The following is a 19,880-nucleotide window of genomic DNA, read 5'->3' as shown; positions in this document are numbered from 1 at the left end:
AGGCTTCGACCGCGGCACAACACCTTTTGACTCGCGGTTCCCTGGAACGGCCATGAGCGACGACGAGGCGTTGGCGGTGGGGGAGCGCGTCCCCCCGGTCGAGGCGCCACTGGTACACGCGGAGGGTGACGCCGAACCGACCTCGCTGAGCGACCTCTACGAAGACCGCCCGCTGCTCGTGGTCTTCTACACGAACGACTTCAGCCCGGACTGCGTCAACGAGTGGTGTTCGTTCCGGGACTACGGCTGGTTCGCGTCGAGCGACGGCCTGCGCGTCGTCGGCGCCAGCAAGTCGAAGGTGAGCACGCACCGCCGGTTCATCGACTACCTCGGCCTCGAGTTCCCGCTGTTCTCGGACGGCGACCTCGAACTGTCGGACGCGTTCGGCGTGACCTATCGCGCGTTCCGCGTGTTCCCGCGCTCGAAGCGGTCGGTGTTCCTCGTCGACACCGACGGCGTCGTGCAGTACCGCTGGGTCGGGGACCACCCCCTCGACCCGACCCGGGACCAGCCACCCCTCGACGAGATCCGGACCGCCGTCGAAGAGCTCTCCGGGGACGAACCGGAGTCTTTCGGCTTCAGCTGACCCGCTCGCGGGTCCACTCGTCGGTCGCGTACTTCTCCTCGGCCAGTTCGCGGGCCGCCTCGAGTTCCCCGTCCGTCCACTCCCCCTCGGTGGCGTCGCACCACGACGCCAGCGCGTCCTCGACGGCCGCTACTGCTGCCTCGCGGTCGATGCCGGATTCCTCGTGGATGCTCGTCACGCGCTCCCGGAACGCCGCCTCGTCGACCCCCGGCGCCGCGAAGACGCCGAGGTGTCGCTCCGGCGCCAGCGCGTACGACAGCGAGCCGTGCTGGATGACCGCGTCGCGGGTGCGGTACTGGGCGTTCCCGGCTATCTTCCGCCCGCTGGCGACCATGTCGTGTGCCGGGTGGAGCGCGCGCAAGTAGCAGGCGGGTTCGTGGAGCGCGGGATGCTCCTCGGGGACGAACTGTGCGTCGACGCCCATCTCGTGGAACGCGTCGAGGATCGGCTCACAGAGCACCTCGTAGCAGTCCATCAGGTCGCCGGGCAACTCGTCGGCGGGTGCGACGATGCTGTAGGAGATGTCGCCGAACTCGTCGTGGTAGATGCCGCCGCCCCCGGTCTGTCGGCGGGTGACATCGATTCCCTCGTGCTCGCAGAACGCCCAGTCCACCGACTCCGCTTCCTGGCGGTAGCCCATCGACAGCGTCGATGGCGACCACTGGTAGGCACGGACCGTCCGCGGCCCGCCGCTGGCCGCCGTCTCGGCGGCGATCTCCTCGAGTGCCATCTGCATCGGCCCGTCGCGGGCCTCCGCCCGAATCAGCCGCCACTCCCGGTCGGCCAGAGTCATGGCCGGAGTTTCGCCGGGAGCGCCAAAAGCCGTTCGTCTGTGCCAGCGGGCCTACAGCAATCCAGGTTTCTCCGCCTCACGGTGCCTGTGGCCACTCTATCGGCGTTTGCTGGCGACATATCCGAGCGTGAGAGCGGCCGCGGGAGAAAATTCTATATCGTAGTATGTGATTTATCGAGTGTTCCCGCCAGAAAACCCTGCTCACGAGAGAGCGGCCGAGTCGTCCGATTTCGTGGCAGAGAGAGTTCTTTTATATCGGGTCGGTCGTTCGGCTCACGTCCGCGGCCCGCGGGGCTTATACCCGGCCCACGACTACTCCGCGACGAATGGTTCGGAACGTCGCCGCCGAGATGGCGGACCTCGACGCCGAGGACTTCCACCTGCTCTCGGGCGTCGAACACGGGATGCGGTTCTCGCGGTGGGTGAACCGGGAGAAACTCCCGGAGTTCTCCCGCCTCACGGCCGAGGAGGTCGACTACCGCCTCGACCGGATGCTCGACCTGGAGTTCCTCGAGCGGAAGACCATCCAGTACGAGGGCGTCCAGTTGACGTTCGCGGGCTACGACGCGCTCGCGTTGCACACGTTCGCCGAGCGGGAGACCGTCGACGGGTTCGGCGCGCCCCTCGGCGTCGGCAAGGAGAGCGACGTCTACGAGGTGCAGTCCTACCGCCCGATGGCGCTGAAGTTCCACCGCGAGGGGTACACACAGTTCCGGGAGGTCCACCGCGGCCGCGACTACACCAGCGACAAGGAGCACACGTCCTGGCAGTACACCGCCCGGAAGGCCGCCGAACGGGAGTACGACGCCCTGGAGACCCTCTACCCGGACGTGAACGTCCCGCGCCCGGTCGACCAGAACCGCCACGCCATCGTGATGGAGAAGATGACCGGGACGGAGCTGTCGAAGGCGAAACTCGAGCCTGAGCAGGCCAGCGGCGTCCTCGACCTCATCCTTCGGGAGGTAGCGGCCGCCTACGACGCGGGCTACGTGCACGCGGACGTCAGTGAGTACAACGTGTTCGTGAGCGAGGACGGTATCGTCCTCTTCGACTGGCCGCAGGCGACGCCAACCGACCACGAGAACGCCCGCGAACTGCTCGACCGCGACGTGGCGAACATCGTCGGCTACTTCCAGCGGAAGTATCCCGGCGACGTGCCCGAGGCGGACCTGACGGCCGTCGCGGACGCAGTGGCTGCCGACGAGCTCCGTTCTATCGAAGATTACTGAAGCGGCATCCGGTTCACATCGCCGTGGCACCGGAAGCTCCCGGGAGCGCCAAAATTCGGACCTGTCGCTGCCCGTTCGCTCACGGCTCGTCGGGGACAAAAACGTCCGCCCGCACGTCCGTCCGCACGCCGTACTCCGCGTCGGCGACGGAGTCGGCTACGGTCTCGTCGCTGTAACGCGACTCGACGCTCGCGGTGACCGCCTCTCGCACGGCCGCCCGCGCCGCGGCGCCGACCCTGGTCGCGCTCCCGGAGAACGGTGCCGGTTCGCCCGACGGGTCGCAGGCGGCGACGACGGCGTCCGTCGTGGTGCCCGTGAACCCCGTCTCGCCCAGCAACGTCGCCGTCTTCGCCTCCGTCGCCACGGAGACCAGGTTCGCGAGCGCCGCGTCGTCGAGCGCGCGGTCCGTGCCGACGAAGACGTTGACCGTGCCTGCCCCGGGTTCGGGGTCGGCCGGTAACTCGCCGCCCGCGGGGTCGAGCGGGAGCGACGCGGGGTTCGAGAGCCCCGCCGTCGCGACGGCCGTGACCGGCCCGCAGCGCGCGCCGCGGGCGTGCCGCTGGCCGACCCCGGTCAGCAACACTGGACCGCCGGCCACATCGCCGAACCCCGCCGCAGCGAGGCGCTCCGCGACGTACGTGCCGATGTCCTCGCAGTGCCAGCCCTCCGGGACGGTGACGTTGTACGCGGCGTCGGCCTCGGCGAATCCGCCGTCCCATCCCGTCGAGAGCCAGCGCGTCGCCGACCGTCGAAGGCGGAGGACGTCGTCCGCGACGACAGTCTCAAACATCCGCGAGCACCGCCAGTAGTCGGTCGTTTTCGGCGGGCGTTCTGACTGCGACCCGGACGTGCGAGTCGAGGCCGCGGAACGTCGTCGCGTCCCGGATGGTGACCCCTCGCTCGCGCGTCGCGTCGACGAGTGTAGCCACGTCCCGGTCGCCGACGTCGAGCAGCAGGAACGGCGCGTCGGATTCGTGGACGTCGAAGCGATCGTCGAGTTCCGTGCGCATCCGCGCTCGTTCGCTGGCGACGCGCTCACGAGTCCGTTCGACGAACTCGTCGTCGACCATCGAGTGCGCGCCGACGGCGGCGGCGGGCGTACCGAGGTTCCACGCCCGGCGTGCGGTCTGGAGGTCCGCAAGTCGGTCGCTAGTCGCCACCAGAAACCCCGCGCGGAGGCCGGGGAGGCCGAACAGTTTGGTCAGCGAGCGCGCGACGACGACGCCTTCCGTGCCCGCGACCGAGGAGTGGTCGGTGAACCCGAGGAACGCCTCGTCTGCGAGCAGTTCCGTGCCGGCGCCCCGACAGCGCGCGGCGAACTCACTGAGGGCGTCTGGGTCGGAGGCGTCGCCGGTCGGATTGTTCGGATTGCAGACGACGGCCATCGCGTGGCCCGCGGGGTCGGCGTCGAGCAGTTCGTCGTGGGGGACGAACACCGGGTCGGCGCCCTGGAGTTCGACTTCGCGTGCGTACTCGCCGAAACTCGGGTAGGGGACGAGGACGCTGTCGCCGGGTTCGACGCACGTCTCGACGGCGAGGCGGATACCCGCGAGGCCGCCCGGCGTCGGAACGACCCGCTCGGCATCGCAGTCCACGTACCCCGCGGCGGCCGCCCGGTAGTCCGGATACGCGTCGTTCGGGTAGCGCGCCGCGTCGTCGAGCGCCGCGCTGTACACTTCGCACACGCCGTCGGGAATCCGTGGGTTGACGTTCGCGCTGAAGTCCAGGACGTCAGGGTCGTCGCTGCCGCCGTGGGGCACGCGGGCGGCGTCGCGGACGGCGTCAGGGTCCATCGCTCACCTCCCCCGCGGCGAGCAGCCGCTCGGCGAGTTCGGCGTCCGAGCGGCGGTTCACGTTGACCGCGAGGCGGGCGTCGTAACTCCGGTACACGCCGTCCTCGTCCTCGTCCACGACGTTCAGTCCTGTCGGTACCCACGGCTCCTCGCTGTCGCAACTCGCGCCGAGTGCCTCCTTCAGCGCCCGGGGGACGCGCACGCTCGTCGACCCGTCGGCGCTCCAAAGGACCGTGTCCACCACCTCGCCCGCCAGCAGCGGGAGGTCCGCGGCGACGGTGAGGACGGGCATCTCGACGCGTTCGAGCGCACTGGTGAGATCCGCGACGTACCCCTCGCCCGGCGTCTCGACGAGGGGCAAGTCGCCAGCGACGTGGGCCCTGGTTTCGGGCGCGTACGGGGAGACGACGGCGTAGGTGGTCTCGATTCGGCTCGTGGCGAGCGCGTCGCGCACCCGGTCGACCATCGGCCGCCCGCCGACCGCGAACAGCGGCTTCTCGACGTCGGCGTCGAGACGGGTGCCCCGCCCACCGCACATCAGGAGAGCGTCCACACGATCACCCCCGCGTGGAGGCCGGCGACGCGACCGATCTCGTTGACGAGTCCGAAGGCGTCCCCGCTGACGCCGCCGAGGAGGCGCCGAACCCACCAGAGTGCGAGCAGACTGGCGCCGACGGCGCCGGCGAGCGAACCGCCCGCGGCCGGCGACGGCCAGGAGAGCGCGACGGCGGGGAGCGCGACGACTGCGGCGGGGAGGAGGTCGTGCCCGCTCGCTCGAGACGTGAACTGCGAGCCGAGGCCCTCGTGGGTGGCCGTACCGAGCGCGGCGACCGCCGCCTGCCCGAATTTCGCGCCGACCTCCGCGGCGACGACGACGGCGACGGCGAGTTCGAGCGGAAGGCTGACGACGCCGAATGCGCCGGCGGCGAGGCCGACGAAGACGAACGCCACGGCGGTCGCAGCGCCGACGCCGACCGTGGTGTCCTTCAGCACCGCACGGCGGTCGTCTGGGTCGCCGTGGACCACGGCGGCGTCGCCGACGTCCGCGACGCCGTCGAGGTGGTTGATGCCGGTGACGGCGACGACCCACGCGACGTACGCGAACGCGACGGTGGTTCCGGGTACTGACGTCTGCAGGACGAGGAGCGGGGTGGCGAGGAGCGCCCCGACAGCGTACCCGGCAAGCGGGAACGCCCAGGGCGACGCGCGGAACGCCAGCCAGGCGTCCTCCCCGTGGCCGACCGGGAGGCGCGTGAGGAATCCGAGAGCGCCCCGCAGCGCGGTCAGGACCACGCGACCACCCCCGCCGCGAGCGCGGCCGCGAGCAGCCCGGCAGTCCCCACCGCGCGGACACCGCGGCGACTCTCTGCAACGGTCGGGAACGCGTCGCCGAGCGGGAGGTCGTAGACGCCGGGTTTCTGGAGACGGACCCCGAGCACCGCGGCGAGCGTCGCCATCGGCCACCCGGAGTTGGGGGACGGCGGGGCAGCGGCGTGGGAGCGAGCGCGGACGACGGCCCCCGGGAGGAGCGTGGTCGCCGCGAGCAACAGCGCGCTCAGCCTCGCGGGGAGCCACATCACGGCGTCGTCGAGGCGGGCGCTGGGGGTGCCGACGCGCTTCTCGCGGTAGCCCAGCATCGAGTCGAGCGTGTTCACGCCCTTCACCCACGCCGCGGCGCCGGCCGCCACGGGCAGCGAGACGAACGCGCCGACGGCGAACGCGAGCAGCGGCGCGACGAGGCCGTCGGCGAGATTCTCCGCCGCGCTCTCCACCGCCGCGCTCCGCACCTGCCCCGCCGAGAGGTCCGCGGCGTCGCGGCCCGCGAGCGAGCGAAGGCGTCCGCGCGCGGCGTCGAGGTCCGTCTCCGTGCCGTCGACGACGGCGCGGGCTTCGCGCAGCAGCATCCGACGGCTCGACGCCGCGAACAGCGCGAGACCGGCGACCGCGGCGGCGAGTTCTGGGGCGATGCGTCCGGCGAGCGCGACCAGTCCGCCGACCGCCAGGGCCGCCGCGAACGGGAGCACGAGCGCCACGCTGGCCCCGACAGCCAGGGGATGGGTCCACTCGCGGTCGAACGGCGCGACCAGGCGCCCGAACCAGGCGACCGGGTGGACGCGCGTCGGCGGTTCGCCGACGGCGGCGTCGAGGACGACGGCGAGCGCGACGGCCGCGGCGGCGGTCAGTCCCACGCTCGCGCCTCCAGTTGGTCCGCAATCGCTGCGAGTTCGGCGTCGTCGAGCAGCAGCGCGCGGCCACCGACAGCCTCGACGCCGCCGTCGGCCTCCGAGTCGTCGCCGACGTGGACGAGCGACTCTGCCGACACGTCGAGCGCGTCCGCGACGGCCTCGAACGCACGCTCGTGGGGTTTGCGCCAGCCGCAGTCCACGCTCGTCACGACGGCGTCGAATTCGCCAGCGAGATCGGCTCGGTCGAGGGTCCGCTCGACGAGGCCGGGTACGCTACAGTTCGAGAGGACGGCGACCGGACCGTTCTGGCGGGCCGCATCGACGGCGTCGCGGGCGGCGTCTCTAACCGAGACGGGGCGGTCGAAGGCGTCCAGGGTCGCCGCGTCGACTGCGGATTTGGATGCGTCGACGTTCCGGCTCTCGAGGGCGGCCGCGACGTGGGTCGCGAGCGAGTGCTCCGCGCCCGTTGGGGCGTCGAACTGCGGTTCGCGGTAGGCGGTCGCCCAGTCCGCGGGGACGGTGACGTCGCGCTCGCGGAGGGCGTCCGCGACCGCCGTCGCCGGCTCGGCCGGCCGGTCGGCCGACACGAGCGTCCCGAACAAGTCGAACGATGTCGCCACTGTGCGTTGCATTACTGCAAGTGAACTTGAACTACCCGGTCACGCCGCTCAGAACTCCGTCCCCCTCCGCGCGCCCTGCCCCGCCTCGATGGGGTGTTTCTGCTTGCGTACCTCCGTCACGAGGTCCGCGCTGTCGAGGAGGTAGGCGGGTTCCTCGTGGCCGCCCGTGAGCACGAGTTCGAGGTTCGCGGGCTTGTTCTCGACGAGGTCCACGACGTCCTCGGGGGCGACGAGGCCTCGGTTCGCGGCGTAGAGAATCTCGTCCAGAATCAACAGGTGGACGCCGTCGTCGGCGGACCCGTCGAGTGGGAGCGGGCCGTCGACGTCGTGAGAGGCGTCGAGGAGTTCCCGGGCGCGAGCGAGGCCGCCCTTCGCGCGGGCCTCGTGGTCCTCGTCGTTGGACTCGTCGAGGAAGCCGTGCCAGCCGTAGTGCCCGGAGTTCTCGTAGGTGAACCCCGGAAGGGCAGCGATGGCGTTGTACTCCCCGCGGACGTCCTCGACGCTGGACGTGCCGCCCTTCATGAACTGGAGCATGTGGACTCGGTAGCCGTGGCCGGCCGCCCGCAGTCCCATCCCCATCGCGGCCGTCGTCTTCCCCTTCCCGTCGCCCCACCAGACCTGCACGAGGCCGAACTCCTCGGGCGCGGTCGGTTCGATGGGTTGTGGACCGATTGCGGGGTCGGCGTCGTCGCTCATGGGTCGAACTCCACGGCCGAGCCTATCGAATCCTCCGGTCCCGGCGCATCGCTCTAGACGAACGTTTGAGGGCTCAAGACCCCCGATTTCTCCGGGGCGCGGCGGACCCACGGCTATTTATACGAGCACGCGGGAAACAACTGGTGAACGTACCGACACCACATGACACGTACCGCCACCGCCACCGTCGTCGCACTGCTCCTCGTCACGGCTGGAGTGGCCGCAACCCCTGTGGTGGCGACCGACGAGTCAGCGTCGTTCGGTGAAGGCTACGTGACGGTCGAGCGGGGCGAAACTGCGACCATCACGGTGAGCCACTCCGCGCCGGGGAACCTCACCATCGGCAGCGAGAACGACGGCTTCGAGGTCGTCGTGCCGCTGGGCGGGTCGGGCAAGAAGATCGTCGAGTTCGACACGTACCGGACCACCGGGTCGAACCCGGACAAGTTCCTCTCGGTGAACGGTGGCCACCTCCACTCGATGCCGCTAGACGAGGCCATCGAGCCCGGCAAGTACCAGCTGGAGGTCACCATCGACGGCGTCACGCAAGCCGTCGGGAACCTGGAGGTGACGGAGCGCGGCGAGACCACCGGGACGACGGGCGTGCTTCCCGGAGACGTCGACTTCGAGGAGTCGAAGCCGGGCAACATCCACAGTCGCGTCACGCCCAGAGGGACCGTCGCCCACGGCGACTACGCGGCGTTCGTCGTCAACGAGAGCGGACTCGGCTGGGCGGTGAACGAGAGCGGGCTGGCCGACGAGTTGACCGCGGAGATCGTCGAACTCGACCCCGAGCCGAACACGGTCGCCGACGAGTTCTCTGGGGGGGACTTCCGAATCATCTCCCAGGTCGAAGACCACGACCGGTTCCTCGTGCTGTGGGACACCGACCAGGTCGAACGCCACCGGAGTTCGAACAACACCTACGAGTTCCGGCTCACACTCGACGGCAGCAGCAACCTCGTCGCGGAGGACGAGCGCCTCGTCGAGCAGCGGACGAAGGTGTTAGAGCCCGCGGTAGCGCTCACCGCGGAGCCGTCGTTCACGCTCGCGCCGTGGGACGACGCCACGATGCGCGTCGACGGACGGACGAACCTCGCGCCGACCACGTCCCTCGACGTGCGGGCGCTCCAGGAGACGCCGAACTCCTACCTCTGGAAGAACGTCGTGGACGTCTCGACCAACGGCACGTTCACAGCGACCTTCGACTTCTCGGCGGCGACCCCGCCGACGTCGTTCCCGCTGTGGGTGCGCGAGTACCAGGACATGAGCGAGCGAACTGTCCGACTCACCACGGCGAACGCGACGGTGACCTTCGAGTCACAACAGGTGGCCGACGGGGCGGTGGTCGCGCAGAACGTGACGACGTCCCACGGCGGATTCGTCCGCCTCTCCGCGGACAACGAGACCATCGGCGCCTCCGCGTACCTCCCGGAAGGGTCCCACGAATCGGTTCGCGTCCCGCTGAACACCACGCTGGAGAACGCGACCGAGGTGACGGCGACAGTCGTCGCCGATGCCAACCGTAGCGGCGCGTTCGAGGCCAGCGACGGCCCGTACGAGGTCGACGGCGTGCCAGTCGCGGACAGCGCGACGGTGCTCCCGTCCCCGGAGGACTCCGGCAACGAAACAACCACGACCACTCGGACCCGGACCGAGACGACGTCGGGTCTCGACGTCGACGAGAGCGACCCGTTGACACCGAATCCCGCGAACGCGAGTAACGGTGGGTCTTCGGGCGGATTCGTGCCGCTCTCGCCGCTCACGGCGGTCGTGGCGCTCGCGGCGGCGGCGCTGCTGGGGTGGCGGCAGTGACCCGACAGTTTATGGTGCGCCGGGATGCTGCTTACGGTGACAAATCACGCTTCATGAGGGGCTCAACGAGTCGTCCGAGACGGAGGGGGTGGTGATGTTCGAAGAGATGGAGGAGCCGGCGTTCCCGGAGTTCCTGGCCGCGTTCTGGGCGGAGAAGGGGTGGGACACGTCGGTGACACCGAACGACGACGGCACGTACCTCGTCGCCGGGGACAAGGAGAGCGGGACCCGCGGGCTCATCGGCGTTCGCCCCAGCGGCGAGACCGAGATCGGCGCCTCGGAGGTCGAGGACTTCGCCGCCTTCTGCGACAAGAAGGGCGTCGACGTCCGCGTGATGGCGACCCGCGGCCGGTTCACGACCGGCGCGCGGAGCGCCGCCGACGCCGGCGACGTCCACCTGCTCGACCCGAACGAACTGGCGTCGGCGGTGCGCGACGAGGGCGTCGAGGAACTCGTCGGCAAGTTCACGGGCGGCGGTGGCGGCGGGTCCCTGTTCGACAGCCTCCCGTTCCCGGTGCCGTCGGGCCTGCCGAAGGGGGTGCCCATCGTGCCCATCGCGGCCGCCGTCGTCGTCGTGCTCGCGGCCGTGTTCGCGGGGCCGACGCTGCTCGGCTTCGTCCCGTTCGTCGGCGGCGGTGGTGGCGGTGGCCCGGCCGACGCCGGCACGCCGTTCACGGCGATGTCGCTAGCGAACTCGGGGAACGCGACGGCCAACGGGACGGCGAACGTGACGACGGTACGGTGGGATGCCCGCGTCCAGAACAGCGTCGGGAACTACAGCGCGCGGGCGAACGAGACGTTCGTCGTCGTCCAGTTCAACGCGACCGCCGGCGACGAGATAACGACGCTACGCCCCAGTAACTTCGTGTTGCACGTCAACGGGACGAACCGGGCGCCCCAGACGTTCCAGAACACGACCAACACGTTCAAGAGCAAGCTACTGCCGACGCGGATGGCGCCCGGAGATACGTCGCGTGGTGTCCTCGTGTTCTCCGTGCCGGAGAACTTCGACGGGGCGACGCTCGTCGAGACGTACGACGGCCCGGGCGTCCGGTTCCAGCGCGCGGACCTCACCTTCGACGTCGAGTAGTTCCGAAGTTCTTAACCCCGACCGATTCGAACTCAGGGTAACTCGCTGGCGAGCGGGCTCCAGCGGGCTCCTGACCACAGTCAGGACGGGATGTGATCCGTGAGGCGCTGCGTGCCTCGCGGATTGAACCACGCAACGCCCGCGGACAACACATGACACGAAGCCTCTACTCCCACATCAAGGAAGCCTGGCGGAATCCCAGCGACGGGAAACTCGCCGAGCTCCAGTGGCAGCGCAAGCAGGAGTGGCGCAAGCAGGGCGCCATCGAACGCATCGACCGACCGACGCGCCTCGACAAGGCCCGCGAACTCGGCTACAAGGCCAAGCAGGGCGTTGTCGTCGCCCGCGTCAGCGTCCGGAAGGGCACCGCCCGGAAGTCCCGATTCAAGGCGGGCCGCCGGACGAAGCGCCAGGGCGTCAACCGCATCGGCCGCGCGAAGAACCTCCAGCGCATCGCCGAGGAGCGCGCGTCGCGGAAGTTCATCAACCTCCGCGTGCTGAACTCCTACTGGGTGGGCGAGGACGGCTCCCAGAAGTGGTTCGAAGTGATTCTCCTCGACCCCGAGCACGGCGCCATCAAGAACGACGACGACCTCAACTGGATCTGTGAAGACTCCCAGGAGAACCGCGTCTTCCGCGGCCTGACGAGCGCGGGTCGCCGCGCTCGCGGCCTCCAGAACCGCGGCAAAGGCGCCGAGAAGGTCCGCCCGAGCACGAACGCCGGCAAGCGCCGGAAGTCGTAGCGGACGGCGGTCTCACTTCTGCAGTTCTCCGCGCCGCGTAGCGCGAGCGCTGCGCCTACACGGAGTATCACGAATCTCCCTGGTAGATTTAAGTGTATGCGGGCTGCCTGCTACTGTATACCAATGGCCATAGACGCGAACTTCGAACAGAACCGCGAGAAGGTAGACACCCACGAGGGCCACGACGTCTGGGGGCCAGTCGAGGAACCCGAGAAACTCGGCATCCACGGCACGCACGTCGCCGTCGACTTCGACATCTGCATCGCCGACGGCGCCTGCGTCGAGGACTGCCCCGTCGACGTCTTCGAATGGGTCGACTCCCCCGACCACCCCGAATCCGAGCTGAAGGCCGACCCCGCCAACGAGAGCCAGTGCATCGACTGCATGCTCTGCGTCGACGTCTGCCCCGTCGACGCCATCGACGTCGACGCCGGTCGAGCGGGGCGAACCTGACGATGCACACGGTCACACTGACAAAGGGCGTGCCGGACTTCCGCGAGGGACAGGTGTCCTTCGACGAGGACGGCCACCTCGAACGCGGCGACACGCCAACCGTCATGAACCCGAACGACAAGCACGCACTGCGCGCGGCGCTCCAGACGAAGATACGGCAGGGCGGCACCGCGAGCGTGATGAGCATGGGGCCGCCGGGCTACGGCGACGTGCTCCGCGAGGCGATGGCGTCCGTCTACGCCGACGACCTCTACCTGCTGTCGGACCGCGAGATGGCGGCCGCCGACACGTGGGCGACGGCGATGACGCTGGCGACAGGCCTCGAACGACTCGAACCCGACCTCGTGTTCGCGGGGTTCAAGACCGCCGACGGCGAGACCGGCCACACCGGCCCGCAGACCGCGTGGTGTCTCGACTGGCCGATTCTCACCCACGTCGTCGCGCTCGACGTGGAACCCGAGGAGGGGCGCGTGCGGGCGAAGCGCCTCGTCGCGGGCGACGTCGACGAGATAGAGACCGTCGAGGCGTCGCTGCCGGCGTTCGTCGTCACCGACCCCGAGTTCGAACCGACCTACCGGAAGGCCGCCCACCGCCTCGAACACAAGGACCGGCGGGCAGAGACCACTGAGCGCGCCGAGGACCACGAGGACCACCTGACAGTGTGGGACCACGAGGACCTCAACCTCGACCCCGACTACATCGGCCTGGACGGCTCGCCGACCATCGTCTCCGGGGTGGACCCGATTCCGAAGGCGCCCGCCGAGCGGGACGCAACGATGGTCGACGCGCGGGACGAGGAGGGGATGGAGCAGGTCGTCGACGAACTCCAGCAGTTCGCGGGGGGTGACTGACAGTGGCGCTCGACCCGAACGACTACGACATCTCCGAACTCGGTCCCGAGATACAGGACGTCGAGGACGTCGACGAACTCGAGGACATCCTCGAGACGGAGAAAGCCGGGAAGGACCGCGCCGGCGCGAAACAGCTCATCCAGTCCCGCATCGAGAAGTTCCGCGAGGACGAGGCCGAGGACCGCGAGGACCTCGACCCGACGGAGATGAGCCCCGCTGACCTCGCCAACGAACTCCAGAACATCGACAGCGTCGAGCGACTGGAGGAACTGATCGAGCGCGAGGAGAGCGGCGAGGACCGCGACAGCGTCAAGCGCCTCGTCCAGAAGCGCATCGACTCCATCCAGGGCAGCGGGGAGCGCGAGGAGGAGATTGAGCGTGTGCCGCCCGAGGAGAAGTACCCCGACCTCGACCACCCGACCGCGGACAAGCAGTACGTCGAGGAGATGGAGGACGGCACCTACGAGGACATGTGGGTGTTCTGCGAGACGAAGGACGGCGACCTGCTCGACGTCTCACGAGAGATGCTCGGGAAGGCGCGAGGCCTGATGGACGGCTACAACGAGGAGTACGACGACGGGGACGACGAGCGAGTCGTCGCCGTGCTGCTCGAGGACGAGGTCGGTGACCTGGCCGACGAGGCCATCGCGTGCGGCGCCGACGTGGTCGTCTACCAGGACGACCCCGAACTGGAACGGTTCCGGCACAAGCCGTACGCGGAGCTGTTCTCCGCGATGGCTCGCGCCGGCGGTGAACTCGACGCGGAACCGGACGCCGGTGACTCGTCGTGGCGCGACTACGACGAACCGCGGTACGTGCTGTTCCCGGCGACGAACAACGGCCGTGACCTCTCCGCACAGGTGCAGGGCGAACTCGACAGCGGCCTGGCGAGCGACTGCTCGGGGCTGTACATCGACGACACCGTCATCTCGAACCCCGCGAAGACGGGGCGTGAGGGCGAGAAGAAGCGCTTCGAGCGCGTCCTCCACATGAAGCGCCCGGACTTCTCGGGCTTCGAGTACTCCACCATCCTCTGTCTGGACAACCCGACGCGGGAGTTCCACCCGCAGGGCGCCTCGGTCATCCCGGGGAGCTTCGAGGTGCCGGAGCCCGACACCGGGCGTGAGGGCGAGGTGCACGAGTACGACTTCTCGCTGCCCGAGTCGTGGTTCCAGGTCGAGGTCACGGAGTACGACGAACTCGACAGCGGCGTCGACCTGACGGGCCACGACGTCGTCGTGGCGCTCGGCCGCGGTATCGGCGACGACCCCACCGAGGGGATGGAACTCGGCCTCGAACTGACGAACGCATTCGAGGACGCCGCGATGGGCATCACCCGCGGCATCGTCACCTCGTCGTACGACTTCGACGGCCACGTCGAGCAGTACGCCAGCGAGGAGCGACAGATCGGCGAGACCGGACAGGTCGTCGAGCCGAAACTGTACGTCGCGGCGGGCATCAGCGGTGCGGTCCAGCACAAGGTCGGGATGGACGAGTCCGACACAATCGTCTCCATCAACACCGACCCCGACGCGGACATCCGGGACTTCTCGGACTACTTCGTGGAGGGCGACCTCTTCGAGGTGTTGCCCGTGCTGACCGACGCGCTGGAGAGTGGGGAACTGGACGTCGAAGAACTCGCGGCTACAGGCGGTGCATCCGATGACTGAAACTGACGACTACGAGCACTACGAGGCGGTCGTGGTCGGCGCCGGCCCTGGCGGGGCGGCGGCGGCCGCGGCACTGGCGGACAACGACGTAGAGACACTCGTCCTCGAACGCGGCGTCGAGGCCGGGTCGAAGAACGTGAGCGGGGGGCTGCTGTACGGCGAGGAGTCCGCGCCGTACACGCTCGACGACCTCTTCCCGGGCGTCCGGGAGGCGGCGACCGAGCGCCCCGTGACGGAGTACTACCTCCACAACGTCGCCGGGCGGCAGGTCGAGACGTTCGACATCACGGAGCTCCACGAGCACGACACCGAGTGGTCGGACGCCGTGCTCCGGCGGCACATGGACTCGTGGCTCGCCGAGCGCGTCCACGAGCGCGCCCGGGAGACGGGTGGCGGCCTGCTGACGGGCGTACGGGTCAACGGCCTGCTCAGGGAGAACGGCGAGATAGTCGGCGTCACCTGCGACGAACTCAACCCCATCCGGGCCGACGTCGTGATCGCCGCCGACGGCGTGAACAGCGAACTCGCGCGGGACGCGGGCCTGATGGACTGGGACGAACCCGAGGAGTGGTTCCAGGGCGTGAAGGCCGTCGTCGACGTGGACCCCGAGGTGGTCAACGAGCGCTTCGGCATCGACGCCGACGAGGGCGTCGCCCACCTGTTCTCGGGGGACCTCTTCGAGGACGTCCGCGGCGGCGGCTTCTGCTACACGAACGAGGGGTCGCTGTCCATCGGGACGGTGTTCCACCTCGACAGCCTGGTCGCCGAGGAGGCCGAACCGCACGAACTGCTCGACGCGCTGCTCACCCACCCGCTGCTGGCGGACTGGCTGGGCGACGACTACGAGGAACTGGAGTACGGCGCGAAACTCGTGCCGGACTCGAAGAAGGCCGCCCACCCCTCGCCCCACGAGGGACGGCTCCTGCTGGTGGGGGACGCGGCCGGTCAGATGCAGGCCCAGGGCCCCATCATCAAGGGGATGAACCACGCCGTGAGCGCGGGCGCGCTGGCCGCGGAGGCGTTCGTCGAGGCCGAGCACCGGGACAACCCGACGAGCGCTGGCAAGCGCTACGAGCGCCGCCTCCGCGACGAGGGCGTAATGGACAAACTCCGCCCGTCGGGCTACCGCGTGACCAGCGCGCTCGGCGAGCACGACGCCGTGACCAGCGTGGTCGACGGCGTGCTGACGTCGTTCGCGGGGCGGGCAGCGGTGCGCGCGCTCGGCGGCCGCCTCGAAGCGCTGTACGGGTCGCCGTACCTCGCGTCTATCGTGCCGGACACCCAGACACCGTACGTGACGCTGCCGACGGTCATCGCCGAGGAACTCGGCGCCCACATCACCAGCGAGTCGAGTGTCGAACCGCCGAGTCTCGCCGACCGCATCGGCGACCTCACCTACGACACGGACGTCGGCAACCCCCACATCGAACTGCGAGACAACTCCTACGAGGCGAGCGGCGCGGCCGTGGCGGCGTGTCCGGTGAGCGCCGAGGACTTCGGCGGCGGCTGTTACCGCTCGGAGACCGTCCAGCGCAACGGCGACGAGGAGCGCGTGGTGAGCCTCGACACCCAGCCCTGCGTGGAGTGTGGCACCTGCGCGGTCGTCGCGGACACCGAGTGGGAACACCCCCGTGGCGGGAAGGGTGTCGAGTTCGAACAGGGATGAGCGACCGGTCGCCGTACTGGGAGCGCATCAAGCCGCTGGCGAACCGCGCCCAGCGGGACAGCGAGCGCTTCGAGCCGCCCGAGGAGCCGCCGAACGAGGCGGAGGCCCTCGAGTACCTCCGCGAGGGCGTCGGTCCGGCCATCTCCGTCTACGTCGAGGGGCGGACCGGCGGCGAGCCCGCGCCGTTCACCGACGTCGAACTCTCCCTGCTCGAACAGTCGCTGAACAGCTGGCTGTCGCTGTACGCGCAGTGTTACGGCGTGCAACTCGACGCCGACTTCTCCATCCGCGAGGCCGCGACGGTGCTCGTCGACACGCGGAACGTCGTCGACACGGCCCAGGTGCTCACGCACGTGCCCGAGCGGGTGAACGCGGAGAGCTGACACCGACTGTTGCGTGGTAACGGGTGACAAAGGTTTACATAGGCTGGTTTAGTACGAACTATCATGAACCTCGAGCAGGGCATGGAGTTCGGCCACGACGACCGCGAACGCATCTACAACTACGTCGAGCGCCACGGCGAGTGCGGGTTCGACGACATCGAGGACGGCCTCCGCCTCGACCCGCGGGGCGTCCGCCACCACGTCGCCATCCTGCGACGCGACGGCTACGTCACCGTCGACGACGGCCGCATCGCCGTCGCCTTCGACGACGTCGCCGCCGAGGAGCACCGCGACGGCGACCTGGAGTTCGTCGTGCGGCCCGCCCACCAGTCGGACCTGACGGGGCTCGTCGGCGCCATCCGGCAGGTCGCCAGCGAGCGCACGTACATCGAAGCCGAGTCCGTCGCGGACGTCATCGACCACCAGGAGGTCATCCTCCGGCACAACGAACTCGAGGAGCGGATGTTCTTCGTCGCCACGGTCGGTACCGACGTGGTCGGGTGGGTACACGTCGCGGGCTCCGAACTCGAGAAGCTCGAACACACCGCCGAGCTCACGGTCGGCGTCATCGAGACGTACCGCGGCCACGGCATCGGCAGCCACCTCCTCGAGCGCGGCCTCGCGTGGGCCGGCAGCCGCGGGTACGAGAAGATGTACAACAGCGTCCCGTCGTCGAACGAGGAGGCCGTCGAGTTCCTGAAGACCAACGGCTGGGAGATCGAGGCCGTCCGCGAGGACCACTACAAGCTCGACGACGACTACGTCGACGAGGTGATGATGGCGGTCCGGCTCTGAGGCGATGGTCTGCGCCGAGGACGGCTGTTCCCGCCCGGCGGCCGTCCGCGTCCACGACCCCCGCGGCCCGGACCGCGACGTCTGTCTCCCGCACGCACGGAGCCTGAGCCAGCGCGACGGCGTCGTCGCGACGCCCATGGAGGGCGCCGACGCCGAGTGGCCGTAGCTACTCTTCTTCGAGCAGTTCCCGCTCGATGTCGGGGCTGCCACCAGTGACGCCTGCGAGCCGCCGCGTGAGTACGTCGAAGAACGTTACGAGCGGCCACAGCGCCAGTCCGACGTACTTCACGGGTCTCGCTGACGTGAGCGCCCAGGATTCGGCGTTCGCCAGCCCCCAGGACTTCGGGAGAATCTCGCCACAGACGAGCACCAGCGTCGTCGCCACGAGCGTCGTCCCGACGACGGCGAGTTCCGGCGGGAGGTAGGTCACCAGCAGCACCGTGAGGATGCTCGACGTCGCGATGTTGACGACGTTGTTGCCGACGAGGATCGTCACCAGCAGTCGGTGTGGGTCCTCCCGGAGGCGCTGGAGACCCGGTCCGCGGGCGTCACTCGCCGCGAGCGTGTCGAGTCGCTCTGGCGTCAGCGAGAACAGCGCGATCTCTGTGCTAGAGAAGAACGCCGACACCGCCAGCAGGGCGACGACGGCGACGAGCGACGCGACGACTGAGAACTCGACGGGCATACGTCGACCACGTGGGCCAGCCCCCAAGTCGTTGGCGTAACCGGTAGCATCCCGCTACCCCTGGGTCCACTTGGCGTCCGCGAGCGTGCGCTGGACGGCCTCCTCGCCTACCGCGCGGGCGAGCGTCTCGTAGCCCGCGCGCTCCGAGCGGTCCGCCGAGTCCGCGACGAGCCGGGAGACGATGAACTCGGGCGTCGACTTCCCGACCGTGTCGAAGCGGGGCTGGTAGTCGACGAGGAGCGCGAGGTCCTGGCTCAGCCCCTCCGCGAAGATGCCGTCCGTGCGCGCCACGTCGGGCAGCGGCTCCAGGTCGTCGGCGAGGTGGGTGACGAAGACGCCGAGGGCGTCCTGGTCGACGGTGAGCGTGACGAGGCCGTGGAGCAGGTCGGCGGCGCTCCCGGGTTCCGTGATGGCCTCGAACTCGTCGACCAGCATCAGGGTCCGCTCGCCGGTCGCCAGCGGCGGGACGACGGAGTTCAGCGTCGCTTCCAGGACGCCCGCGTTGAACGAGGCGTGGCGGCGGTGGAAGACGATGGAGTCCACCGGTCCGACCGCCGCGCGCTCGGCGGGCACCGGGAGTCCCATCGCGGCGAGCAGCGCGACCTGGCAGAGCGTCTCCAGCAGCGTCGTCTTCCCGCCGGAGTTCGCCCCCGTGAGCACGGCGACGCGGTCGCCCGACGGCACGTCCGCGAGGTCGTGGTCGCCGATTGCGTAGGTCACCGGCTGGACGTCGCCGTCCTCCGCGGCGAGCGTGAGGTTGCGGGCGTTCCGGACGGCGAGCGCGTCGTGGGCGACGAACTCCGGCCGTACGAGGTCGTGGGCGTCCGCGAACCGCGCCAGCGAGAGGTGGAAGGCGAGGTCGCTGACCGCGTCGACGGCCGCGTCGACTTCCTCGCGAGCGCCCGAGATGGAGCCACGGAGGTCGGCCGCGACCTCCTCGGCGCGCTCGTCGGCGCGCTCTCGGAGCTCCCCAGAGAGTTCGCGGAGCGTCGTGCTCACGAAGTCGGGGGCGTCGGCGGCGTCCGCGACCATCGCGTTCCGGACCTGCCGCGGTTCCACGTCGGCCTCCGTGGCGACGTACTGGACGAACGCCTCGCGGAACTCGTCGGTCCCCTCGACGCCCTCCGAGCGCACCGCCTCGAGCACGTCGAAGGTGTCGCGTTCGAGACGGTCCAGCGCGTCCGTGCGCTCCCGGAGTCGGTCGAGTTTGGCGTCCGCGCCCTCGGCGACGCCGTCGTCGGTGAGGTGGCGGAGTGCATCGGCGGCCGCCTCCAGTCGGTCCCTGTCGAGGCCGACGACGGACGCGAAGACGCCCCCGGAGACGCCCACGTCGTCGAGCGCTAGCGCCGTTTCGACGGCCGCCCGTCGGCTGTCACCGTCGTGCGATTCGAAGACGTCGAGGACGGCCCGGCGGCGTTCGCCGTCGAGGCCGCGCCACGTCTCCAGGGCGGCCTCGACGGCGTCGAGGCGCTCGCTCATCGCCGCGCGGTCGGTGAGCGGCGTGAGCACGCGGATGCGGTCGCCCGCGTGCCGGGTCACCGCGTACGTCGCGGCCAGCGAGACGAGTTCCTTGTAGACGGCCCGGGTGTCGTCGGTGGCGAGTTTCTCCATCCCCTCGCCGCCGTTCGCGCGCCGCAGGATGCGGGTGGCGCGGCCGCGAGAGATGCCGGCCTCGACGAGCGCCCGCACGTCCGCGCTCTCGATGGCGTCGACGGCCGCCGGCACCCCGAGTTCGGTCTCGAGGCGTTCGGCCGTCTTCGGGCCGACACCCCAGTACTCCTCCAGTCGCATATCTCCGACTGTGACACCCGGGGGTAAAGGCTTCC

General features: G+C 69.7%; 22 protein-coding genes. 12 read left to right on the top strand and 10 right to left on the bottom strand.

The window, feature by feature from the left end:
* Positions 1-52 precede the first annotated feature (52 nt).
* Complete coding sequence (locus tag HALDL1_05035; GenBank protein ID AHG03029.1) at positions 53-586, top strand: peroxiredoxin; 534 nt, start codon at positions 53-55, stop codon at positions 584-586.
* Here HALDL1_05035 and HALDL1_05030 read toward each other — a convergent pair.
* Positions 579-1,379, bottom strand: coding sequence for an Lpl (locus tag HALDL1_05030; protein AHG03028.1), 801 nt, complete (start codon positions 1,377-1,379; stop codon positions 579-581). The genes HALDL1_05035 and HALDL1_05030 overlap by 8 nt on opposite strands.
* A 326-nt stretch (positions 1,380-1,705) precedes the next feature.
* Between HALDL1_05030 and HALDL1_05025 the strand changes: the two genes are divergently transcribed.
* Entirely contained in the window at positions 1,706-2,608 is a 903-nt protein-coding gene (locus HALDL1_05025; GenBank protein ID AHG03027.1) for an RIO-type serine/threonine protein kinase, read from the top strand.
* Positions 2,609-2,687: 79 nt separating this feature from the next.
* On the opposite strand, the gene HALDL1_05020 is transcribed toward HALDL1_05025, so the two are convergent.
* The 7 genes from HALDL1_05020 to HALDL1_04990 are packed head-to-tail and all read right to left on the bottom strand — an operon-like array spanning position 2,688 to position 7,903.
* On the bottom strand, positions 2,688-3,398 hold the full coding sequence (locus tag HALDL1_05020; protein ID AHG03026.1) for an adenosylcobinamide amidohydrolase: 711 nt from the start codon (positions 3,396-3,398) through the stop codon (positions 2,688-2,690).
* Positions 3,391-4,401, bottom strand: coding sequence for a threonine-phosphate decarboxylase (locus HALDL1_05015; protein AHG03025.1), 1,011 nt, complete (start codon positions 4,399-4,401; stop codon positions 3,391-3,393). Before HALDL1_05015 ends, HALDL1_05020 begins: the two co-directional genes overlap by 8 nt.
* Positions 4,391-4,939 carry a GTP:adenosylcobinamide-phosphateguanylyl transferase-like protein gene (locus HALDL1_05010; GenBank protein AHG03024.1) on the bottom strand — a complete coding sequence of 183 codons (549 nt, stop codon included), beginning with the start codon at positions 4,937-4,939 and terminating at the stop codon, positions 4,391-4,393. The genes HALDL1_05015 and HALDL1_05010 overlap by 11 nt, the downstream gene beginning before the upstream one ends.
* Positions 4,939-5,694 (bottom strand): cobalamin synthase, encoded by a 756-nt coding sequence (locus HALDL1_05005; GenBank protein AHG03023.1) that lies wholly within the window; start codon positions 5,692-5,694, stop codon positions 4,939-4,941. Before HALDL1_05005 ends, HALDL1_05010 begins: the two co-directional genes overlap by 1 nt.
* Positions 5,685-6,590 carry a cobalamin biosynthesis protein CbiB gene (locus tag HALDL1_05000; protein AHG03022.1) on the bottom strand — a complete coding sequence of 302 codons (906 nt, stop codon included), beginning with the start codon at positions 6,588-6,590 and terminating at the stop codon, positions 5,685-5,687. The genes HALDL1_05005 and HALDL1_05000 overlap by 10 nt, the downstream gene beginning before the upstream one ends.
* On the bottom strand, positions 6,581-7,207 hold the full coding sequence (locus HALDL1_04995; protein AHG03021.1) for an HAD family hydrolase: 627 nt from the start codon (positions 7,205-7,207) through the stop codon (positions 6,581-6,583). Before HALDL1_04995 ends, HALDL1_05000 begins: the two co-directional genes overlap by 10 nt.
* A gap of 48 nt (positions 7,208-7,255) precedes the next feature.
* Positions 7,256-7,903: a cob(I)alamin adenosyltransferase gene (locus HALDL1_04990; GenBank protein ID AHG03020.1), complete on the bottom strand. Its 648-nt coding sequence runs from the start codon at positions 7,901-7,903 to the stop codon at positions 7,256-7,258.
* 162 nt (positions 7,904-8,065) lie between these two features.
* On the opposite strand from HALDL1_04990, the gene HALDL1_04985 reads away from it, so the two are divergent.
* From HALDL1_04985 to HALDL1_04940, 10 genes are all read left to right on the top strand, one after another.
* Entirely contained in the window at positions 8,066-9,718 is a 1,653-nt protein-coding gene (locus HALDL1_04985; protein AHG05174.1) for a hypothetical protein, read from the top strand.
* A 94-nt stretch (positions 9,719-9,812) separates the two neighbouring features.
* Positions 9,813-10,808 carry a hypothetical protein gene (locus tag HALDL1_04980; GenBank protein AHG03019.1) on the top strand — a complete coding sequence of 332 codons (996 nt, stop codon included), beginning with the start codon at positions 9,813-9,815 and terminating at the stop codon, positions 10,806-10,808.
* A gap of 152 nt (positions 10,809-10,960) precedes the next feature.
* The gene (locus HALDL1_04975) at positions 10,961-11,551 is read left to right on the top strand and encodes a 50S ribosomal protein L15 (protein ID AHG03018.1); all 591 of its coding nucleotides are present in this window, start codon (positions 10,961-10,963) and stop codon (positions 11,549-11,551) included.
* A gap of 123 nt (positions 11,552-11,674) precedes the next feature.
* Complete coding sequence (locus HALDL1_04970) at positions 11,675-12,004, top strand: ferredoxin (protein ID AHG03017.1); 330 nt, start codon at positions 11,675-11,677, stop codon at positions 12,002-12,004.
* A gap of 2 nt (positions 12,005-12,006) precedes the next feature.
* Complete coding sequence (locus HALDL1_04965) at positions 12,007-12,855, top strand: electron transfer flavoprotein subunit beta (protein AHG03016.1); 849 nt, start codon at positions 12,007-12,009, stop codon at positions 12,853-12,855.
* 2 nt (positions 12,856-12,857) lie between these two features.
* Positions 12,858-14,525, top strand: coding sequence for an electron transfer flavoprotein subunit alpha (locus tag HALDL1_04960; protein ID AHG03015.1), 1,668 nt, complete (start codon positions 12,858-12,860; stop codon positions 14,523-14,525).
* The gene (locus HALDL1_04955) at positions 14,518-16,191 is read left to right on the top strand and encodes a flavoprotein (protein AHG03014.1); all 1,674 of its coding nucleotides are present in this window, start codon (positions 14,518-14,520) and stop codon (positions 16,189-16,191) included. The genes HALDL1_04960 and HALDL1_04955 overlap by 8 nt, the downstream gene beginning before the upstream one ends.
* Entirely contained in the window at positions 16,188-16,574 is a 387-nt protein-coding gene (locus HALDL1_04950; protein ID AHG03013.1) for a hypothetical protein, read from the top strand. Before HALDL1_04955 ends, HALDL1_04950 begins: the two co-directional genes overlap by 4 nt.
* Before the next feature lie 63 nt (positions 16,575-16,637).
* Positions 16,638-17,369, top strand: coding sequence for an acetyltransferase (locus HALDL1_04945; GenBank protein AHG03012.1), 732 nt, complete (start codon positions 16,638-16,640; stop codon positions 17,367-17,369).
* Positions 17,370-17,373: 4 nt separating this feature from the next.
* Positions 17,374-17,535: a hypothetical protein gene (locus HALDL1_04940; GenBank protein AHG03011.1), complete on the top strand. Its 162-nt coding sequence runs from the start codon at positions 17,374-17,376 to the stop codon at positions 17,533-17,535.
* Here the strand turns inward: HALDL1_04940 and HALDL1_04935 are convergent, their stop codons facing one another.
* On the bottom strand, positions 17,536-18,054 hold the full coding sequence (locus tag HALDL1_04935; GenBank protein ID AHG03010.1) for a hypothetical protein: 519 nt from the start codon (positions 18,052-18,054) through the stop codon (positions 17,536-17,538). It abuts the gene before it with no gap.
* 54 nt (positions 18,055-18,108) lie between these two features.
* Positions 18,109-19,845 carry a DNA mismatch repair protein gene (locus HALDL1_04930; protein ID AHG03009.1) on the bottom strand — a complete coding sequence of 579 codons (1,737 nt, stop codon included), beginning with the start codon at positions 19,843-19,845 and terminating at the stop codon, positions 18,109-18,111.
* Between the last annotated feature and the right edge of the window lie 35 nt (positions 19,846-19,880).

The organism is Halobacterium sp. DL1 (genome assembly GCA_000230955.3).
In the GTDB taxonomy this organism is placed as follows: Archaea; Halobacteriota; Halobacteria; order Halobacteriales; family Halobacteriaceae; genus Halobacterium.
The sequence above is the reverse complement of the archived record's forward strand: the minus strand, read 5'-3'. Positions and strand labels throughout refer to the sequence as shown.

Coding starts and splice junctions, on each gene's coding strand:
- HALDL1_05015 (AHG03025.1), bottom strand. CDS start 4,401: ATGGACCCTGACGCCGTCCGCGACGCCGCCCGCGTGCCCCACGGCGGC.
- HALDL1_05025 (AHG03027.1), top strand. CDS start 1,706: ATGGTTCGGAACGTCGCCGCCGAGATGGCGGACCTCGACGCCGAGGAC.
- HALDL1_05020 (AHG03026.1), bottom strand. CDS start 3,398: ATGTTTGAGACTGTCGTCGCGGACGACGTCCTCCGCCTTCGACGGTCG.
- HALDL1_04945 (AHG03012.1), top strand. CDS start 16,638: ATGAACCTCGAGCAGGGCATGGAGTTCGGCCACGACGACCGCGAACGC.
- HALDL1_04950 (AHG03013.1), top strand. CDS start 16,188: ATGAGCGACCGGTCGCCGTACTGGGAGCGCATCAAGCCGCTGGCGAAC.
- HALDL1_05010 (AHG03024.1), bottom strand. CDS start 4,939: ATGTGCGGTGGGCGGGGCACCCGTCTCGACGCCGACGTCGAGAAGCCG.
- HALDL1_04965 (AHG03016.1), top strand. CDS start 12,007: ATGCACACGGTCACACTGACAAAGGGCGTGCCGGACTTCCGCGAGGGA.
- HALDL1_05030 (AHG03028.1), bottom strand. CDS start 1,379: ATGACTCTGGCCGACCGGGAGTGGCGGCTGATTCGGGCGGAGGCCCGC.
- HALDL1_04935 (AHG03010.1), bottom strand. CDS start 18,054: ATGCCCGTCGAGTTCTCAGTCGTCGCGTCGCTCGTCGCCGTCGTCGCC.
- HALDL1_04930 (AHG03009.1), bottom strand. CDS start 19,845: ATGCGACTGGAGGAGTACTGGGGTGTCGGCCCGAAGACGGCCGAACGC.
- HALDL1_04955 (AHG03014.1), top strand. CDS start 14,518: ATGACTGAAACTGACGACTACGAGCACTACGAGGCGGTCGTGGTCGGC.
- HALDL1_05035 (AHG03029.1), top strand. CDS start 53: ATGAGCGACGACGAGGCGTTGGCGGTGGGGGAGCGCGTCCCCCCGGTC.
- HALDL1_04970 (AHG03017.1), top strand. CDS start 11,675: ATGGCCATAGACGCGAACTTCGAACAGAACCGCGAGAAGGTAGACACC.
- HALDL1_04985 (AHG05174.1), top strand. CDS start 8,066: ATGACACGTACCGCCACCGCCACCGTCGTCGCACTGCTCCTCGTCACG.
- HALDL1_04980 (AHG03019.1), top strand. CDS start 9,813: ATGTTCGAAGAGATGGAGGAGCCGGCGTTCCCGGAGTTCCTGGCCGCG.
- HALDL1_04975 (AHG03018.1), top strand. CDS start 10,961: ATGACACGAAGCCTCTACTCCCACATCAAGGAAGCCTGGCGGAATCCC.
- HALDL1_04940 (AHG03011.1), top strand. CDS start 17,374: ATGGTCTGCGCCGAGGACGGCTGTTCCCGCCCGGCGGCCGTCCGCGTC.
- HALDL1_04990 (AHG03020.1), bottom strand. CDS start 7,903: ATGAGCGACGACGCCGACCCCGCAATCGGTCCACAACCCATCGAACCG.